The 17,383-nt window shown below is 61.0% G+C and carries 14 protein-coding genes, 1 tRNA gene and 3 pseudogenes; 1 reads left to right on the top strand and 17 read right to left on the bottom strand.

The genetic code is table 11. The annotated features are described in order from the left end of the window. Positions 1-60: 60 nt before the first annotated feature. From ACZZ0K_RS22450 to ACZZ0K_RS22370, 17 genes and pseudogenes are all read right to left on the bottom strand, one after another. A complete protein-coding gene (locus ACZZ0K_RS22450) occupies positions 61-513 on the bottom strand; it encodes a hypothetical protein (protein ID WP_129998312.1) in 453 nt (150 codons plus the stop codon). Between the two features lie 6 nt (positions 514-519). After that, positions 520-933: a hypothetical protein gene (locus tag ACZZ0K_RS22445; protein WP_016772137.1), complete on the bottom strand. Its 414-nt coding sequence runs from the start codon at positions 931-933 to the stop codon at positions 520-522. A gap of 29 nt (positions 934-962) precedes the next feature. After that, positions 963-1,865, bottom strand: a complete 903-nt coding sequence (locus tag ACZZ0K_RS22440) for an alpha/beta hydrolase family protein (RefSeq protein ID WP_252883864.1) — start codon at positions 1,863-1,865, stop codon at positions 963-965. Positions 1,866-2,004: 139 nt separating this feature from the next. Further along, entirely contained in the window at positions 2,005-3,063 is a 1,059-nt protein-coding gene (locus tag ACZZ0K_RS22435; RefSeq protein WP_122705202.1) for a PDDEXK nuclease domain-containing protein, read from the bottom strand. A 279-nt stretch (positions 3,064-3,342) separates the two neighbouring features. Beyond that, positions 3,343-3,687 (bottom strand): hypothetical protein, encoded by a 345-nt coding sequence (locus ACZZ0K_RS22430; protein WP_056787206.1) that lies wholly within the window; start codon positions 3,685-3,687, stop codon positions 3,343-3,345. 22 nt (positions 3,688-3,709) lie between these two features. Further along, positions 3,710-4,354: an aminotransferase class I/II-fold pyridoxal phosphate-dependent enzyme gene (locus ACZZ0K_RS22425; protein ID WP_463559361.1), complete on the bottom strand. Its 645-nt coding sequence runs from the start codon at positions 4,352-4,354 to the stop codon at positions 3,710-3,712. Further along, the gene (locus ACZZ0K_RS22420; RefSeq protein WP_463559359.1) at positions 4,305-5,186 is read right to left on the bottom strand and encodes an aminotransferase-like domain-containing protein; all 882 of its coding nucleotides are present in this window, start codon (positions 5,184-5,186) and stop codon (positions 4,305-4,307) included. The genes ACZZ0K_RS22425 and ACZZ0K_RS22420 overlap by 50 nt, the downstream gene beginning before the upstream one ends. A gap of 27 nt (positions 5,187-5,213) precedes the next feature. Then, positions 5,214-6,637: pseudogene (locus ACZZ0K_RS22415) on the bottom strand (L-lactate permease). A gap of 15 nt (positions 6,638-6,652) precedes the next feature. Continuing rightward, a complete protein-coding gene (locus tag ACZZ0K_RS22410) occupies positions 6,653-7,267 on the bottom strand; it encodes a glutathione S-transferase family protein (protein WP_258707462.1) in 615 nt (204 codons plus the stop codon). Then, on the bottom strand, positions 7,264-9,045 hold the full coding sequence (locus tag ACZZ0K_RS22405; RefSeq protein WP_258707463.1) for an FAD/NAD(P)-binding protein: 1,782 nt from the start codon (positions 9,043-9,045) through the stop codon (positions 7,264-7,266). Before ACZZ0K_RS22405 ends, ACZZ0K_RS22410 begins: the two co-directional genes overlap by 4 nt. Further along, entirely contained in the window at positions 9,039-10,070 is a 1,032-nt protein-coding gene (sbnB, locus tag ACZZ0K_RS22400; protein ID WP_224789892.1) for a 2,3-diaminopropionate biosynthesis protein SbnB, read from the bottom strand. Before sbnB ends, ACZZ0K_RS22405 begins: the two co-directional genes overlap by 7 nt. A gap of 5 nt (positions 10,071-10,075) precedes the next feature. Then, entirely contained in the window at positions 10,076-11,050 is a 975-nt protein-coding gene (gene sbnA / locus ACZZ0K_RS22395; RefSeq protein WP_258707464.1) for a 2,3-diaminopropionate biosynthesis protein SbnA, read from the bottom strand. A 400-nt stretch (positions 11,051-11,450) separates the two neighbouring features. Then, positions 11,451-11,526: transfer RNA gene (locus tag ACZZ0K_RS22390), tRNA-Phe, on the bottom strand. 91 nt (positions 11,527-11,617) lie between these two features. Continuing rightward, positions 11,618-11,889 (bottom strand): annotated as a pseudogene (locus tag ACZZ0K_RS22385) (oxidative damage protection protein). Continuing rightward, positions 11,886-12,953, bottom strand: coding sequence for an A/G-specific adenine glycosylase (gene mutY / locus ACZZ0K_RS22380; protein ID WP_323620142.1), 1,068 nt, complete (start codon positions 12,951-12,953; stop codon positions 11,886-11,888). The pseudogene ACZZ0K_RS22385 and the gene mutY overlap by 4 nt, the downstream one beginning before the upstream one ends. After that, on the bottom strand, positions 12,950-15,166 hold the full coding sequence (locus ACZZ0K_RS22375; protein ID WP_056787222.1) for an AsmA family protein: 2,217 nt from the start codon (positions 15,164-15,166) through the stop codon (positions 12,950-12,952). The genes mutY and ACZZ0K_RS22375 overlap by 4 nt, the downstream gene beginning before the upstream one ends. 78 nt (positions 15,167-15,244) lie before the next feature. Continuing rightward, positions 15,245-15,461: pseudogene (locus ACZZ0K_RS22370) on the bottom strand (acetyl-CoA sensor PanZ family protein); the annotation flags it as partial. A gap of 227 nt (positions 15,462-15,688) precedes the next feature. On the opposite strand from ACZZ0K_RS22370, the gene ACZZ0K_RS22365 reads away from it, so the two are divergent. Then, the gene (locus ACZZ0K_RS22365; RefSeq protein ID WP_016772126.1) at positions 15,689-17,353 is read left to right on the top strand and encodes an OFA family MFS transporter; all 1,665 of its coding nucleotides are present in this window, start codon (positions 15,689-15,691) and stop codon (positions 17,351-17,353) included. Positions 17,354-17,383 lie beyond the last annotated feature (30 nt).

The raw sequence follows: 17,383 nt of genomic DNA, 5'->3' as shown, positions 1-17,383 counted from the left end.
TGATGTAAAAACGGCCGCTGTCAGGGATGACTAGCGGCCGTTTTTGTTTCTGAGAAGGGCTTATTCGCTCTTGTCTTCCTGGGTGTCTACCGACTTCCCATAAGCATCCAGCGCCACCCCGAAATCCGTAATGAACTGCGGCTCGCTCAGCCAGGCCTGGGCTTGTTCGATGGTCATGCCGTCGGCCCACATGCGGTAGTCGATGAGCATGTCGGCGGCCAGGTGGGTGGCGGCCATGCCTTCGTTGTCGGCGTTTTCCATGTCGAGCAGTTCGGGGTGGTCGACGATGATGAAGGCCAGTTCGCGCAGCAGGGTCAGCAGCATTTCGTTGCGGCTGACGGCTTCGGCATCGCGCATTTTGCTGAACATCGCCAGGGTGTATTCCGGGATCGGCTCGGCGAGGTGGCCGAGGTCTTCGTCCTGATCCAGCGGTTTGCGCCCGACCATACGGATCTGCTTGGCTTTGGCCTTGGCGCGTTTGGCGCGTTTCTGTTGCTTGTTCAGGGATGCCATGGGAGCTCAGTTCTTCTGTTGGGTTTGTGCAGCGATCGCGTCGGATGCCGCTACGTAGTCAGCTTGGAATGCCGGAGATTCGATCCACGCCAGCGCGCCGGCCTCGTCGGTTTCCTGCGACCACTGGCGATACTCGATCAGCGCTGCGAGGATGAAATCCATCGCGCCTTCCTCACCTTCCTGCTCATAGACCAGTTCCAGCAGCGGATCTTCAAGGAACGCGGTGCACATGGCCTGTTGGCTGATCTTCTCGGCGTCGATCATTTTCTTGAACAGCTCGGTCAGGTCCACCGATTCGAAATCGATGCGGTCGTCGTTCGGGTCCAGCTCGACCGGCGCTTCGGCGCGCTTGGTGCGGTTCTGCTTGGCCTTGGCTTTGGCCCGGGTGGCGCGTTTTTGCTGCTTGTTGGCGGAGGCCATGATGTGTTCCGTCGTGCGTTGAGAGGGGCTCAGCTGCGTGGCACTTGTCGGCCGGGTGTATCGGCGGCCAGTGCGCCGGTCTGCAGCCAGGTCAGAGCAATGGGCCATAGTGTGGCTTGGTATGCGCTGCGAAAAAAGCCGAAATGTCCGACTTGTCGTTCGCCGATGTCCTGCGGCGCAATGCGCAGATGGGTTTTTGCCGCGTTGCTGAAGTAGCCGAGCAGGCGTTCGATCGCCGGGATCGTTCCGTAAGGATCATCGCTGAGGCTGATGGCGAGGGTCTGCGCGCGGACGCCATCGAAGGGCAGGGCGCCCGCCTTTTTCATCAGCACACGACCGCTTGGACGATCCTCGTACCGTGCAGTGGGGGTGCTCCAGTCGCAGACAACGCCGGTTGGCGTGTCCTCCAGCCAGCCGATTCGCTTGCCTGGAAAATAGCCGCAGAGCAGCGCCATCAAAGGCATGACCACATGCCACTTGCCGAACATCCGCCAGCGCTGTTCAGGGGCGTAATCGCGCCAATAAGCGAACTGCGCACCGACGGTTACCAACCGTCGGATCACCTTGCCCGACTCCGCCAAGCCCGCCGCGCAACCGCCGAAACTATGGGCGACCACATCGATTGGCTGACCGGGAAACTCCCGCTGCGCGCGTTTGAGCATCGCTTCGAAATCCAGCGCGCCCCAGTCGGTCCACGAGGCACGCAGCCCTTTGATCGATTCGCTGCGTGATTCGCCAATGCCCCGGTAATCGTAGGTCATCACATCGCAGCCATGGCTGAACAGGTAGGCCGCGAACCGTGAATAGTGCCGACAGCGCACCGAGGTGGCGGCGTTGATGATGACCACCGGACGCTGTGGATCGGGCGAACTGTGGCGCCAGGTGAAGCCGCCGAGTGCGTAGCCGTCGACTGCGGTTTCCTTGAAGGGCATAGCTTTAGTTGAAGTCAAAGCTGCTTGGCTCAACTCTGGGTCGCCCACATCGGATGTCTGCTGACAGCTCATGGTGCTTGACCTCGGCGGTTAGGTGCCAACCATAGTCGCCGCGCTGATCAAGAACAATCCGGCCGGTTCATTCACTGGATTGAATGAGCATGCGTTCTTCGATCAACGCCTGTTCGCGGTTGAGTTCAGCACGTAACTCTTCTTCGCTCGGCAGTATCGTCTTGTAGCTGCTGGCGAACAGTTGCTCATTGCCTTTGAGCATGGAATAGCGCGCCACCGAGTCATTGCTTTCCGCGCTGAGAATGATACCGACGGTTGGCTTGTCACCTTCGCTGCGCTTGAGCTCGTCGTACATGCGCACATACATGTCCATCTGCCCGACATCGCGGGCGCTGAGCTTGCCGCGTTTCAGGTCGATGATCACGAAGCACTTGAGCAGATAGTTGTAGAACACCAGATCGATATAGAGGTCGACGCCGTCAGTGCTGATGCGTTGTTGGCGGGCGACAAAGGAAAAGCCTTTGCCAAGTTCAAGCAGAAAGCTTTGCAAGTGATCGATGAGGGCTTGTTCGAGTCCGCTTTCCCTGACTTTGCCTGCTGAGGGCAGGCCGAGGAATTCGAGCATGACTGGATCGCGAATGAATTCCCGCGGATTGCATTTCATCGCGTCGATGTTGGTCGTGGCTTCCTCGACCACCTCGGCTTTGTCCTGACTCATCAGCAGGCGCTCGTAGTAGAGCGTCAGGATCTGACGATCAAGGGCGCGGCTTGACCAGTTGAGGTCGGCGCATTCGTTCATGTACCACAGGCGCGCTTTCTCGCTTTCGACCCGCAGTAGCCGGCGGTAGTGGGTCCAGCTCAATTCGGGACGCAGTGCGTCTCGAATTGGAAATTTTTGATAGAACAGGCGCATCTTCCACAAATTGGTTTCATCAAACCCTTTCCCGAATTGCCCGGTCAGATCCTTAGCCAGTAGGCCAATCAATTTTTTCCCATATCCCGCACGTTGGGCTCCCTGTTGTTCAAACTCGACGATATGCCGGCCGATTTGCCAACAAGTCTGCACCTGAATCGTATCGACCGCGCGTAGCACTTTTTGCCGCGCCTGGCGAATCAGCTCGCCCAGTTCGCCCAGCAGTGAATCGATTTTATGGTCTTGCGTATCAGCAGGTTTGAGCTGGCTCATCGGGTCTTCCGCATTCTGGAAACAGAGACGCAAGCATGCCGGGGAAGGCGGCGCAGGTATGTCGGGCGAACCTGCGAGTTCGGAAGGAAGGGTGGGACAGGCGTTGCAGGACATTGCCACCGGAAGGCGCGTAACAGGGTAAATGTCCGTAGTCCATTTCGTACTTTTGCCCAGTCAATCGCCGCAGAGTTGGCAGCGCTGCGGTGAGCGATCTGGTGTTGCGCTGGAATGAAAGAACAGGCAGGTAAGAGGCTGCTTCAAAAAAGCGCCCCAGTTGCATCATCGCGAGCGCTTGCCCTTCGGCCTCTGCTCACGCACCCGTCCTTTGCGATAAATCCACAGCCCGAACACACCGATGGCCAACATGAACGCGGTCCAGAAGCTCTGCCACATGAACTCGAACCAGTATCGCCGAGGTTGCAGTGCCAAGGTGTAGGTGCTGCGCGGTCCGCGATTGTTGGTGGTGATGGAACCGCTGATCCAGCTTTCGATAAGCATGTAGATCGAAAGACACACGGCTAAGGCAATCAGCACCCCAGCGAGCACCGTCAGCCAGAATGTCCAGTGGCTCGGGCGATACGGCGGGGGATGCGGCAAGCGAATACGGGTTCTTTTCTGATTCATAAGCGAGGCTCGCGCAAGTCGGTCAGGAAACTGCCAGCTCTTGCAGCTGTTCAGTCGGCATCTGCCGCGGGCTCGTCGGGCGTGCGGCAAGGTGGGCGCATTCGGCGATCACCTTGAGAATGCCGATCACCGCCGGGGTCAGCGTAGTGCCGAGGCAAATGCGCACGCCTGTGGAGGCCTGGCCGTCGGCGAAAAATATGCCGCTGCCAGCCACGTGGCAACCACGCTCCGTGGCCAGTTGCTGCAGCGCCGGCATGTCGGTGTGTGCAGGCATTTCGACCCAGTGGATGAAACCGCCGCGCGGTGGCACATAGACGGTCCCGAGCGGGAAATCCGTGCGCACCAGCGCTTCGACAAAACTCGCCAGCGAAGAGAGTTGCGACCTCAATCTGGCGCAGTGCTCGTCCATGTAGCCACGGCCGATGAATTCATTGAGAACATTTTGCGCCAGGCTGGAAACGGCCAGGTTGCGCGAAAACATCTGCGCGAGGATGGCATTGCGGTATTTGCCGGCCAGACACCAGCCGACGCGATAACCCGGCGCGATGGTTTTGGAAAAGGACGAGCAGTAGATCGTCTGGCCGCTGCTGTCGTAGCTCTTGAGGGCGCGCGGTCGATCAGCTTCGGGCACCAGGTCGAAGAAGATGTCGTCTTCGATGATCGGCACATCCGCTTCCCGGGCGATCCTTGAAAGTCGCGCGCGCGTCGTCGGGCATGATGAAGCCACGCGGATTCTGCAGCGTCGGGTTGAGAAAAATCACCGCGACCTTTTTTTGCTTCAGGGCTTCTTCCAGATGATCGACATCCAGGCCCGTGCGGCCGTCGGTGCGGATCGGCAGGGCGCGCATGCCCAGGCGTTCGATGGTCTGCAGGATGCCGTAATAGGTCGGGGTTTCGATGGCGACGGTAGCGCCTTTCGACGCGACGGCTTCGAGGGCCAGTTCCAGAGCGATGGTGTCGCCCGAGGTCACCAGAATGTCGTCCGGCCCGCATACCACTCCGCGAGTCAGCATCAGGCCGGCAATACGCCTTCGCAGCGCGGGAAGGCCGGGTGGCGCGACCAGGCCGCTCAGCGTGTTGTCAGTCTTGGCGGCCAGCACCGAGAGGCATTTGTTGAGCAACACGTTGGGCGTGAGATCGCTGTGCAGGACGGCCGAATTCAGCGATGCGGTGGTGCGCGAGGCCGCCTCGGAGAGCATCGCAACCACCGCATGATTGACGTTGACGGTGACACTGGAAAAGTCGAAAGCGCCGGACGGTTTTGCCCGCCCTGATGCCGAGACGAAGTAGCCGACGCGCGGTACCGTCGAGACGTAGGCGTCGGCCTCGAGATCGGCCAGCGCCCGCTGCACCGTGGTGATGCTGGTCTCGAACATCCGCGCCAGAACGCGGATTGACGGCAGTTTCGCTTCGGCCGCCAGGTCACCGCTGTCGATCTGGCGAATAATCCAGTCCTTGACTATCCGCCAGCGCTTGTCCGGCAAATCAAACCTGTCCATAAGTTCTCTGTGATGATTCGAAACAATTCACAGAAAGTAGAGCAAAACGATCCCGGTTGCAGCAACTATGACGATGTTCAGCGCCACCAGACCGAAGGCGAAGCGGATCAGGCTGTTTTCTTCCTGGCGGTTGGCCCCGGCAAGTCCGGTGATCAACGACAGAATCGACAGCGAGCCAAGTGCGCCATGGCCGGCGGCGCTGTTGACCATTGCCGCCAGCCACGCCCCGTGTTCGCTGCTCAGCGCGGCAATGGACGGCATCACCAGCGTGTTGCCGCCGACGTTGGAGCCGGTGACATAACCGGCAATCCCTGCCAGCAGAGCGATCGTCGGCGCCAGCGAAATACCCGACATGGATTGCAATGCGCTTTGCGCCTCGACGAGGAATCCGGCGTTGACCATCACCTGAGACAGCAGCAGGAACAGGAAGATTGTCGTGACCGGAAACTTCGCCCGGTTCAACAGCGCTTGCCACGGGAAACCCGCCCCCGCGGTTTGCCTGAACGCCATCAGCACGGTCACGATCAGCAGCGCCAGCCCTGGAGACGCCAGCGGCTTCCATGAAACGTGTTCGCCCCTGATGACCCAAAGGCCATCCCAGCCCGACAGCACGAACAGTCCGCGCGACGCCACAATCACTCCCAGCAAGGCTAGATAAGGCCATGCCGCGCTCGGCCAGCGCACCAGTTTTTTCCGTTGCGCCCAGGAGATGCCCAGGCCGACGCAAGCCACGGCCAGCCCGGCCAGCACACCGGAGACTTCCGGGCCGACCCACAGGTTGATGGAAAACAGCACGGCAACGAACAGGGCCGTCACGACAAGCAGCCCCAGCCACGCTGTGATCCTGCGGATGCCGGCCTGCCACAAGGCCAGCGACGCCAGGCAGAGGAACACCGGCGCGCTGATCAGCGCTGAATGGCTACCGAGGGTTTGCGCCGGCAAATGTGCCAGCAGGGCACCGATCACCGTTGCCAGACCCAGCGTGCCCCACGGCATGATCACCATGCCGGCGAGAGCGATTTTCATCCCCGACTGGCGAGTGAAAAGCCCCATCAGCAGCGGCACCGTGGCGATCAGCGAAACGCCGAAGCCGGTCATCGCTTCCAGCAGCGGCGCCAGGCCCAGCACGATGAAAATCACCTGCGCCGGGGTGTCCAGCCGAGTTCCTTGACCCACGCGCCGATGGCCTGTGGCGCGCCGCCGCGCTCGACCAGAATGACGAAGGCCAGCCCCGGGACGATGACGCACGCGGTGCTGAGAAACAGGATCGTGGTGTCCTGAAATATCGCCGAGGAGATGGCCGCCGACACCGGCCCGGCAGCGCCCAGTGCCCACAGCACCAACACCAGCACCACACCGGCCAACGCCGCCTGTACTGGTGGACGCCGGAGGATCAGGATCAGCGCGATCACCAGCGCGATCGGTGACATTTGCAGCAAGAGAGAGCTCATAGCGGTTTCCTTGGCTTAATCGTGCGTCTGTCCGCTGTACTCGGTCGCCCGCATGGACGCGCGCTGGCAGAACGTCTGATACCACTCGCTCAGGCGTGCTTGCGCCGAGAAGTCCGAGAGTTGACGGAAAGCGATCCAGTCCAGCGCGGTCGCCAAGGCGATGTGGCCAACGGTGATCGGGCCATTGAGGTCGACGTGTTCTTCGATGAAGCGATACGCCTCCTTGAGTTTGTAGGCCTGGCCGTCCGCGTACGCCGGATAGCGCAAAGCCTCGGGGCGCCGCTCGACTTCCCAGCGCAGCTTGATGCCGACGTCGCACATGCCCTGCGCCAATGCCTGCAGGCGCAGCGCCTTGTAGCGCTCGGGGCCGCTTGCCGGGATGAATTTACGGCCGTTGCTCAGGTCATCGAGGTATTCGCAAATCACGATGGAATCGAACAGTGCGGTGTCGTCGGGCAGCATCAGCACCGGCAGTTTACCCAAGGGGTTGGCTTGGTAAATGGTCGCGTTCGGTGAAGTCGGGCTGGTCTCGTGATGTATCACCTCAAGGCTCGATGCGATGCCAAGTTCGTGAGCCAGCACCAACACCTTGCGGGCGTACGGCGAATGCGTCTGATAGTAGAGTTTCATGCGCGAGTTCCTGTCTCAAGGATGGCGGTGGCGACTCGATGGGCGTCCATGAACAGCCGCGAAGGTGCGCCCGCCGAGGTGACGTAGTGGTTGTAATAACAGGAGCCTTCAGCGAGCGGACCCAGCACCCAGATGTCACGCACCGTTTCGCCGCTGTTCGACTTGGGGTTGGACGCCGCGTCGACATCGATGCCGTCGATGCCCGGCACATCGGTGCGTGGACGCACAAGGCCCAGGCGCGCGAGGTCGCGCACAGGTGCGCAGTCGCTGTGGGTGACGCCGCTGCTCTGGACGTAACCGGCGACTCGCTTGAAGTGATCGATCGCGGGGCGTGAGCCGGGCTTGAGAAAGGTCAGCAAACCGGCATCACACAGCGCGAGCAGATCGGCGTGGCGCTCCTTCTGCGGGCCGGCGACCAGACGGTTGATCGCCTTGTGCCAGCGGCCATAGAACTGCCGATGCGAATCTTCGGTGAGCCCGTCGAAATCGACCGCCTCACGCAGCCGGTCACGCAAGTCGCGCCAGACTTCGATGGCGGCTTTGATCGGCGACGCTCCGCGTCCCAGACGCGCTTCTTGCAAGTCGGCTTCGAGGGTGTCGTAAATCCATGCGTGATAGTTGTAGGGCGTGACGCTGTCGGGCAGTTTGTGGCTGATCAGCTCCAGCGGACTGATTGCGCCGGCAATCGCTTCGAACTCGCGCAGCAAGGCTTCACAAGCGGCCACACCGGCAGGGCCGGCAACGCTGACGGCTCTGAGCTGCTCAAGCAGCTGTTGCGGCGCTGAGGGTTTATGCAGGACGGCGACCGCAGCGGCACGCATCTCCAGCAGCATCAGCGGGAGAATGTCCCGTTCGAAATCCAGTCGGCGGTTGTGCGCGTTGACCCGCAACGATTCGATACGCTCGCTCGTGAGCAGCACGGCGCTATGGCGGGGGCAGCCGATCAAGCCATTGGGACGCGTGCGAAACGGCAGCCCGTCCCGCGACTGAATGAAGATCACCGGCTCCTGACCCGAAGGCTGGTAAGTGTGACTGCCATCGGCCATGGGTTTGTAGATCCCGCCTCTGCCAGCCGTCAGCGCCGCCAGGGTGTCCATGGCGCCCAGGCCCAACCCTTCGATCAACACCGTTTCGCCGGGCTCGACGGTGGTGAGGCTGCCCGGCAGCGGGTAAACGTTGTCGACCCGGTTCTGCCCCGCCAGGCGCAGGCGTCCGGTGTGGCCAACGGTCAGCACCAGACGATCCACCGTCACCGCAGCGCCTTCGGCGGTCAGCAGAATGTATTGCTGATTCTCGTTGCGCTCGACCGCCGTGACCTGATGCCGATGCAGATTGACCGTGACCCAGGCGGGTGCGGTCGCGAGGATCCGCGTGAAGGCGTCGGCCAGATAAGCGCCAAGCAGGTGCCGTGGCAGAAAATCCTCCGGCTCGACGTCGCGACCGTCGGCGGCGAGCAGGCCGCTGTCGGGGTCAACCTTGACGCGCCGGGCTCTGCACCACGCGAGAAAGTCCGGCCCTGGTCGTTCCCGGGCGTCGGTCAGATCACCGAACGCTGCTGCGTCGGGAAATACCCCGAGCTGACCGGCGACGGTGTTGAGCAGCAGGTAGTCCGGTTGATCGGGCCAGTGCGCGCCGCTGCCGAGCACGTTGGGCTCGAAGATGTCGATGAACACCGGTTGTTGCGGGCGTTCCTCGGCGCGGCTCAACAGGCGCTCGAATATCGACAATCCGCGCGAACCGCAGCCGACCAGGCCGATGTGCACAGGCGCCTTCACCATCTGCGCTCCTCGCCAAAAAATGAGGGGATGGCAATTGCCGTACCGGCCGCCACCGCAATGTCGTGGATCATCCGGCCAATCGCGAGATCGAGAATGCCCATGCCGAATGGCGAATAGATCAGCGGTTTGTCTTGGGCGACATGCAGGTCACCGCGAATCAGCTGCGCCACTGTGCCGGTGACAAAGTCGCGATGGCCGTATTGCTGCTCGGCCAGATGCGGTGAGGTATTGGCCTTCAGGCAATGGGTGATGTCGTCGAAGTAGTTGTAACTTTCCTCGATGATTTCGGCGCCGATATCCCGCAGCGAGATGTTCAGAACAATCTGCCCCGGGCGGAACGTGCCCTGGCCTTTTACGTAGGGCTCGCCCGCGCTGGTGGCGAACACCACGATGTCGGCTGTCAGTGCGTCTTCGAGCGACAGCAGACGCACATCCGGCAGGCCCAGTTGTTCGCCAAATTCCGCGAGGGCTTGCGCCGATTCGGCGTTGAGATCGTGAATGCCCACGCTGTCGAAGGACCAGTCGTCCGCGACGAAAGTCTCGAGGATATTTCTTGAGATTACCCCGCCACCAATGATCGAAAGTGTCGCCGCGTGGCGGTTCTGGCCATTCAGCCACCAGGCACCCAATACCGCCGACGCCGCCGTGCGCACGGCACTGATCAGCGCACCTTCGAGCAGGGCGTAGGGATAACCGGTCTGCGGGTCGTTGAGAATCAGCACGGCAGATGCGCGCGGAATGCCTGACTTGATGTTGTCGGGATAACTGGCAATCCACTTGATCCCGGAGACGGATTGATCGCCCTCGCTGTCGACGATGGCCGCCGGCAGCGCAATGATCCGGTTCGCCGGTTGCGCAGGGAAACGCAAAAAGTAACTGTCGGGGTTAACGGTTTCGCCACGCTCGTGGGTCAGGTAGGTCTGCGCCACCATGTCGATGGTTGCATGCCGCAGCCCGTTGAGGATGTTTTTGACGACAGCGCCGGGGATGACGTGGAACGGCTGGATCAGATTCTGTGTGGTCATGAGGATTACGCCGAGAGTGCCAGAGCGATTTCAGGGAAAAGGGGCTGCAGTGCGGTTGCGCCGATCCGCTGGGTGACCCAGTCGTCGGAATAGATGGTTTCGAGATAGCGCTCACCCATGTCGGGGGAGATCGCCACCACGACATCGTCGGGCCGGATATGCGGCGCCCACTGGCGGATGCCGGCGAGCACAGTGCCGGTGGAGCCGCCGAAGAGCAGGCCGTAGCGTTGCGCCAGCCAACGGCAGACCTTGATCGTCTGTTCCTCGGGAATCGACAGGAAGTCGTGAATGCCCGACGACTCGAATATCTCCGGCAGGCGGCTGGTGCCGAGCCCCGGGATATGGCGCGTGCCGCCCGGCAGGCCGAACGTCACCGAGCCGACGGTATCGACGGCAATGACTTTGGTCTGCGGATGATGTTCGGCGAAGTAGTTCTTGCAGCCCATCAGCGTGCCGGTGGTGCCCGCGCCGACGAACAGGTAATCCACCTGGGGAAACTTGCGCGCGATGGACCTGGCAGTCGCTTGATAGTGGGCGAGGGGGTTGGTCGGATTCTTGTACTGGTTGAGCCAGATGTAGTCGGTGTTGTCAGCGACCAGTTGTTCGATCAGGCGAATCCGCGAATTCAGGTAACCGCCGTTCTCGTCACGCTGATCGACCATGAGCATTTGCGCGCCAAGGGCGTGAATCAGCTTGCGGTTCGGCGCGGAAATATTCGGGTCGATTACGCAAACGAACTTGTAGCCCTTGGCGGCGCAGGCCATGGCCAGCGCAACGCCCAGATTCCCCGATGAGGATTCGATGAGGCGCGTCTTGTGGTTGATCAGTCCTCGGACTTCAAGATCAGTGATCAGCGCGTGCGCGGTCTTCAGCTTGATGGAGCCGGCGGGATTCAGTCCTTCGATTTTCAGCTGGATCGTTGCGCTGCAAAGATCGCCGATCTGCACATAACTGTCTTCATTGATGAGTTGCTTGATCATACGTCGTCCGTTTCGCTCTTTTGCCGGGCGCACGGGGGCGCCAGCATTCATCCTGGAATGTTTGAAAAGCAGTAACTGCAGTTCGCCTGTGGGTTGGGTTCAGATTTTTTTGCTGGACAGGAAGTGACCTTGCGGACGACGCCGATCGATTCAAAAATCAGGGTTTGCGCTCTGAGGGCTACAGGAGTCCAGAGTGTTGCGGGGCGCAAAGTAGAGCCAGTCATTGGCTCGCCAAGGCTTGCTTGAAGTATTGGCGAAACGCCATCTACACGGAGAGATACAGATTTCGGGTTTTTTCCAGTACAGCTGGAATCCGGGTGTATCGAAGGGGACGAGGGAGGGGAATCAAATCGCAGGCATAAAAAAACCCTGAATCTTGCGATTCAGGGTTTTCGGTATTTGGTGCCCAGAGACGGAATCGAACCGCCGACACGGGGATTTTCAATCCCCTGCTCTACCGACTGAGCTATCTGGGCAACGGGGCGCATTAAAAGGGTTTTTCGGATTTACGTCAACGACTTTTTGAAAATTTCTTAAATTAATTCCGTCGCTTACGAAATATACCGGTTATTCGGCTGGCGGCACGTAGCCTTCGGCCTTGGCGTATTCCTCGCCGGAGAAGTACTTGTCCATTTCGCCCTGCAGGTATTTGCGATCGTCGGCGTTCATCATGTTCAGGCGCTTTTCGTTGATCAGCAGGGTCTGGTGTTTCTGCCAGTCGGCCCAGGCCTTGGCCGAGACGTGGTCAAAAATATCCTGGCCCTTGGCGCCCGGGAAAGGGCGCGCTCCAGCGCGGGCAGTTCTTCTTTGTACTTGCGGCACATTACGGTGCGGGTCATGGCGACTCTCCTGCATTCAATACGGCGGCCGCGCGTTCGAGCAAGGTCTTGACCGGGGCAGCAAGGCCCAGGCGCGGCGGGGTGGCGAGGTTATACCAGAGCCAGTCGGCCTCGGCCACGTGATGGCTGGCTTCCTGCACCTGAACCAGCCACGGTTCGATGGACAACTGGAAGTGGCTGAAGGTGTGAATCAGGCTCGGCAGCGCCTGCTGCTGGCCCATGGTCAGCGAGTGCTGATCGGCCAGATGTTGCAGATCTTCCAGATCATCCAGCTCCGGCAGGCTCCACAAACCGCCCCACAGTCCTGTTGACGGGCGGCGGTAAAGCAGAATCGCGCCTTCGCCGTTGGCGAGCATCGGCATCAGCGTGCGTTTCTGCGGGATGGCCTTGCGTGGCTTGGGAATCGGATAACGTGTTTCCAGACCAAGCATGTGCGCTTCACAGCCACGCTTGAGCGGGCACAGCAGACAGCTCGGCTTGCTGCGCGTGCAGAGTGTGGCGCCAAGATCCATCATCGCCTGGGTGTAAGCGTTGACCCGATCGTGCGGGGTGAAGCGCTCGGCGTTGGCCCACAGCTGTTTGGCGACTTTCGGTTCGCCGGGGTAGCCCTCTTGCGCCGTGAAGCGCGCCAGCACGCGTTTGACGTTGCCGTCGAGGATCGGCGCGCGCAGGCCCATGCTGATGCTGGCGATCGCCCCGGCGGTGGACAGGCCGATGCCCGGCAGCTCGGTGAGTTTTTCCACGTCACGCGGGAAATCGCCAGCGTATTGGCTGACGACGATCTTCGCGGTCTTCTGCAGATTGCGTGCGCGAGTGTAATAACCCAGCCCGGTCCACAGATGCAGCACCTCGTCTTCCGGCGCTTCGGCAAGCGCTTCGACTGTCGGCAGCGCCGCCATGAAGCGCTCGAAATAGTTGAGCACGGTGCTGACCTGGGTCTGCTGCAACATGATCTCGGACACCCAGACCCGATACGGATTGATGTCCTGCTGCCACGGCAAGTCGTGGCGGCCATGGCGGTCGAACCACTCCAGCACCGCCGTGGAAAACTGCTCCGCTGTCATCGCTTGAACAGCCCCTTCAATGCGTTTTTCAGTTCCGGACTGACTTTGTCGCCCAATTTCTCGTCGATCTTTTCGCTGAGTTTGTTGCCGGCCATTTTGCTGGCGACCTGACCTAGGCGGTCATTGTCGACGCGACAGGCCTTGGCCCCCAGTTCCAGCGGGCCACGGCAGCGCAGCGGCCACTCGATGCCGACGAACTTCTCGCCGACCTGACAGGCCGGGTCGGGCATGGCGCTGGTATCGCCTTCGACGATGATGCCGACACGGTAATCCATGCCGAGCACGCGCAGGTCGATGTCGCCGTCACCGTTGACGGTCATGCCAGGGATACGCACTTTCAGGTCGGGGTTGCTGGCGACGCCGTTGCGCACGGTCAGATTGCCCTTGAGCTCCTCGAACGGCGTGTCCTTGCCCCGAGGCTCGCCGCTAAGGGTCTTGCGGTTGAGGGTGGCGATGCCTTTGCACAATTGCTGTTCGAGATTGGCATTGAGCAACACGCCGTTGTTGATGACGAAACTGGCGTTGCCGTTGAGCGTGTCGATCAGCGCTTGTTGGCTGTTGCCGCTGCCGGTGAGGCTGCTGGTCAGCGTCACCAACCCTTTGACCGGTGGAGTCTTGCCCTGGCTTTCGATGATTTTTTCCACCGGGACGCGATTGAGCCGGGTCTGCAGGTTCAGCACTGGCGCGCTTGGGCGCACGTCGAGTGTGCCGTTGGCGACGAAGCCGCCGTTGTACAGATCGCCGCTCAGGTTAGTCAGTGTCAGCAGGCCGCCCTGGCCGGTGGCTTTGAGCGCGGCGTTCTGGATCGGCAGCTTGTCGAGGGTCAGTTGGCCGAAAGTCAGGTCGGCGTCCACATCCAGTTTGGCCAGGCGCTCGACCGGCAGCAGGCGCTCGGTGCTCCAGGCGGTTTTGCTCGGTTTGTCCGGCAGCGGCGTGGTACCCGCGACGGCGCCGGCCTCGGTGCTGGCGACTTCGGCCTGACGGGTTTGCGTGGCGCTGTTGGCCTGAGCCGATTTCGGTGGCAGGTAGCGGTCGACGTTGAACGTGTCGGCCTTGAGAATCGCGCGCAGCGACTGTTTGGCGAAGTCCTCGACGGCGATGCGGCCACTGAAGCTGCTGTCATCGAGTTTCAGGTTGATGTTGTCGAACGACAGGCTGGTCGGGGTGGCCGCAACGCGGCTGACCAGTTCGACCTTGCTCAGGCTGCCTTCGCCCATCGCCGGCAGTGTCTGGCCGATACTGTCGACGAATTTCGCCAAATCGAACTGGGCGATGGAAATGCCGCCGCTGATCTGTGGCGTCTTGTCGAGGTCGTTGGCTTTCAACTCGCCCAGGGCGCGCAACTGGTTGGCGGAAATTTTGATGCCGGTCCATTCGGCGACGTTCGCTGCTTTATCCAGCAATAACTGCCCTTGAGCGGAGAAGGTCATGGTTTTGCCTTGCAGCGGATCGCCAGCGAGTTCGCCGGTCAGCTTCAAGTCTTCGAACTTGTAGCGTTGCAGGGCGCGCTCGAAGCGCAGCTCGCCGTTGAGCTCGGTACGCACGCGCAGCACCGGTTGATTGGTGCCGAGGAACGCGGTGGCTTTCACCGGGATATTGGTCGAATCGTGTACCGGGCCGGTGCTCAACTGAATGCTTTCGGCACTGAACTGCTTGCCGGTCAGCTCATCGGTGTACTCAACGCGGGCGTTGTTCACGGTCAGGCTGTCGATGTCGAGGCGGATCGGTTGCGCCGGTTTTTCCACGGCGACGGTCGGCTCGCTGGCGGTCGCGCCCGGTGTGGCGGGTGGAGTCGAGCCAGGCGCCACAGGCACCTTGCCGATGTCTTCCCAGTTGCCGTGGCCGTTCTTGTCGCGGTTCAGGCGCAGGTTGAGGCCTTCGACGCGCACGTCGCTCATCTGCACTTCGCGGCGCAACAACGGCAGCACGCGCACGGACAGGCCGAGCATCTGCAAGTCGGCAAACGGTTCGGCAGGCTTGGCCAGAGTGGCGACGCTGGCTTCGTGCAGTTCCAGACCAAGCCACGGGAACAGGCTCCAGCCTATATCGCCATTGAGCGTCAGCTCGATGTGGGCCTTGTCGCGGGCTATCTGGCGGATCTCGTCTTTGTAGTCGTTGGGATCGAAGAGGTGGGTCAGGGCAAAACCTGCCGCCACAATGATCAGCAACAGCCCGAGAAGTACCAGACCCAGGATTTTGCCGAACGCTTTCATGGGCGAGTCCTTGTAGTTAGTCGAATTCGTCATTTGGCCGGGGAGTATAGCGCTGCCGGCACCCGGTTCGGTGTGGCGTCATCTGCCGAGGGTCGGCGGCGGCACCTGCAACTTCGCCACCGGGCCTGCGCTTGAGGATGCCCGGCGGGCGCCAGAGGGCGCAATCCGGCCCCGCTTGCGACGCCATTTTTTGCGCTTGGTTCACCAGTCGTTCAGCCCCGCCAAGGCGACGGGTAACTTTTCGCACGCATAAATGGGACAAGTAGCAAACGGCGTGGTGCCTTTGCAGACGCGGGGTTGGCGGCTTCCCGAGTCGTACGAGAACAGATGACTTGAAAAAAGGTGATATCAGTTTGGTTTTTCTGTCACCTGAGAATGGTAACCTTCGCCAGTTCGTCCGCCCGTCTGCGACTTAACGTCGCGCCTTCAAGGAGCTTCACCTAAAAAACGGTCATGCCTGCGTGCATAAGGCCGAGGGTGAGCAGTGGCTGGCGAACCATACTAACAATTGGGGGATACACAATGAGCACGAGCATCACGGCGGACGGCCTCAAAGCCGACCAGCCTGCGTTCCTGTCCAAGGAACGCATCATCGCCAAGCCCGGTTTCAACCGTTGGCTGGTTCCACCGGCCGCTTTGGCCATTCACCTGTGCATCGGCATGGCCTACGGCTTCTCGGTGTTCTGGTTGCCGCTGTCCAAGGCACTGGGCGTTACCGCACCGGTGGCTTGCGCGCCGGACATGAGCTTCATCGCACAGGTATTTTCGTCGAACTGCGACTGGCCGATCTCCATGCTCGGCTGGATCTACACGCTGTTCTTCATCTTCCTCGGCTGCTCGGCAGCGATCTGGGGTGGCTGGCTGGAACACGCCGGGCCTCGTAAAGCGGGCGTGGTCTCGGCCTTGTGCTGGTGCGGCGGTCTGCTGATTTCCGCGCTGGGTATCTATACCCACCAGATCTGGCTGATGTGGATCGGCTCCGGCGTGATCGGCGGTATCGGTCTGGGCCTGGGCTATATCTCGCCGGTGTCGACCCTGATCAAGTGGTTCCCGGACAAGCGCGGCATGGCAACCGGCATGGCGATCATGGGCTTCGGTGGCGGCGCGATGGTCGGTGCACCGTTGGCGACTGCGCTGATGAGCCACTTCGCATCGCCAGAAGGCGTGGGCGTATGGCAGAGCTTCGTGGCCATGGCGGCCATTTACTTCGTGTTCATGATCGGTGGCGCATTGTCCTACCGCGTGCCGCCAACCGGCTGGAAGCCTGAAGGCTGGACCGCTCCGGCGAAGAAAGCTTCCAACGCGATGATCACCAACCGTCACGTTCACGTGAATGTAGCGTGGAAAACTCCGCAATTCCGTCTGGTCTGGCTGGTGCTGTGCCTGAACGTGTCGGCGGGTATCGGCATCCTCGGCATGGCTTCGCCACTGTTGCAGGAAGTGTTCGGCGGCAAACTGCTGGGCGTCGATGTGCCGTTCGGTCAACTCGACGCTGGCCAACTGGCCTCGATCGCGGCGATCGCAGCGGGCTTCACCGGTCTGCTGAGCCTGTTCAACATCGGTGGCCGCTTCTTCTGGGCTTCGTTCTCGGACTACCTGGGGCGCAAAAACACCTACTTCGTGTTCTTCGCATTGGGTTTTGCCCTGTATGCGCTGATTCCGAACATGGGCCATCTAGGCAACGTTGCGCTGTTCGTGGCGGCGTTCTGCATCATCCTGTCGATGTATGGCGGTGGTTTTGCCACGGTCCCGGCGTATCTGGCCGACCTGTTCGGTACACAGATGGTCGGTGCGATCCACGGTCGTCTGCTGACTGCCTGGGCCGCTGCCGGTGTGCTCGGTCCGGTGCTGGTTAACTACCTGCGTGAGTATCAGTTGAGCATCGGCGTGGAACGCGCTGCCGCTTACGACATCACCCTGTACATCCTCGCCGGCCTGCTGGTGCTGGGCTTCCTGTGCAATCTGATGGTGCGCCCGGTGGCCGACAAGTATTTCATGACTGACGCTGAACTGGCTGCTGAACAGGCGCTGGGTCACGACAAAGGTGCTGACGCCAGCACCGTTCTGGAGTGGAAAGCCGCGCCGGGCACCAAGCCTCTGGCGATCGCGGCATGGCTGGTGGTGGGTATTCCGTTGGCGTGGGGTGTGTGGGTGACTCTGCAGAAAACGGCGGTATTGTTTCACTAAGGTGTTAGCTGAATAAACGCCGAACCTGTG

Source organism: Pseudomonas sp. AC255 (assembly GCF_979258175.1).
The sequence above is the reverse complement of the archived record's forward strand: the minus strand, read 5'-3'. Positions and strand labels throughout refer to the sequence as shown.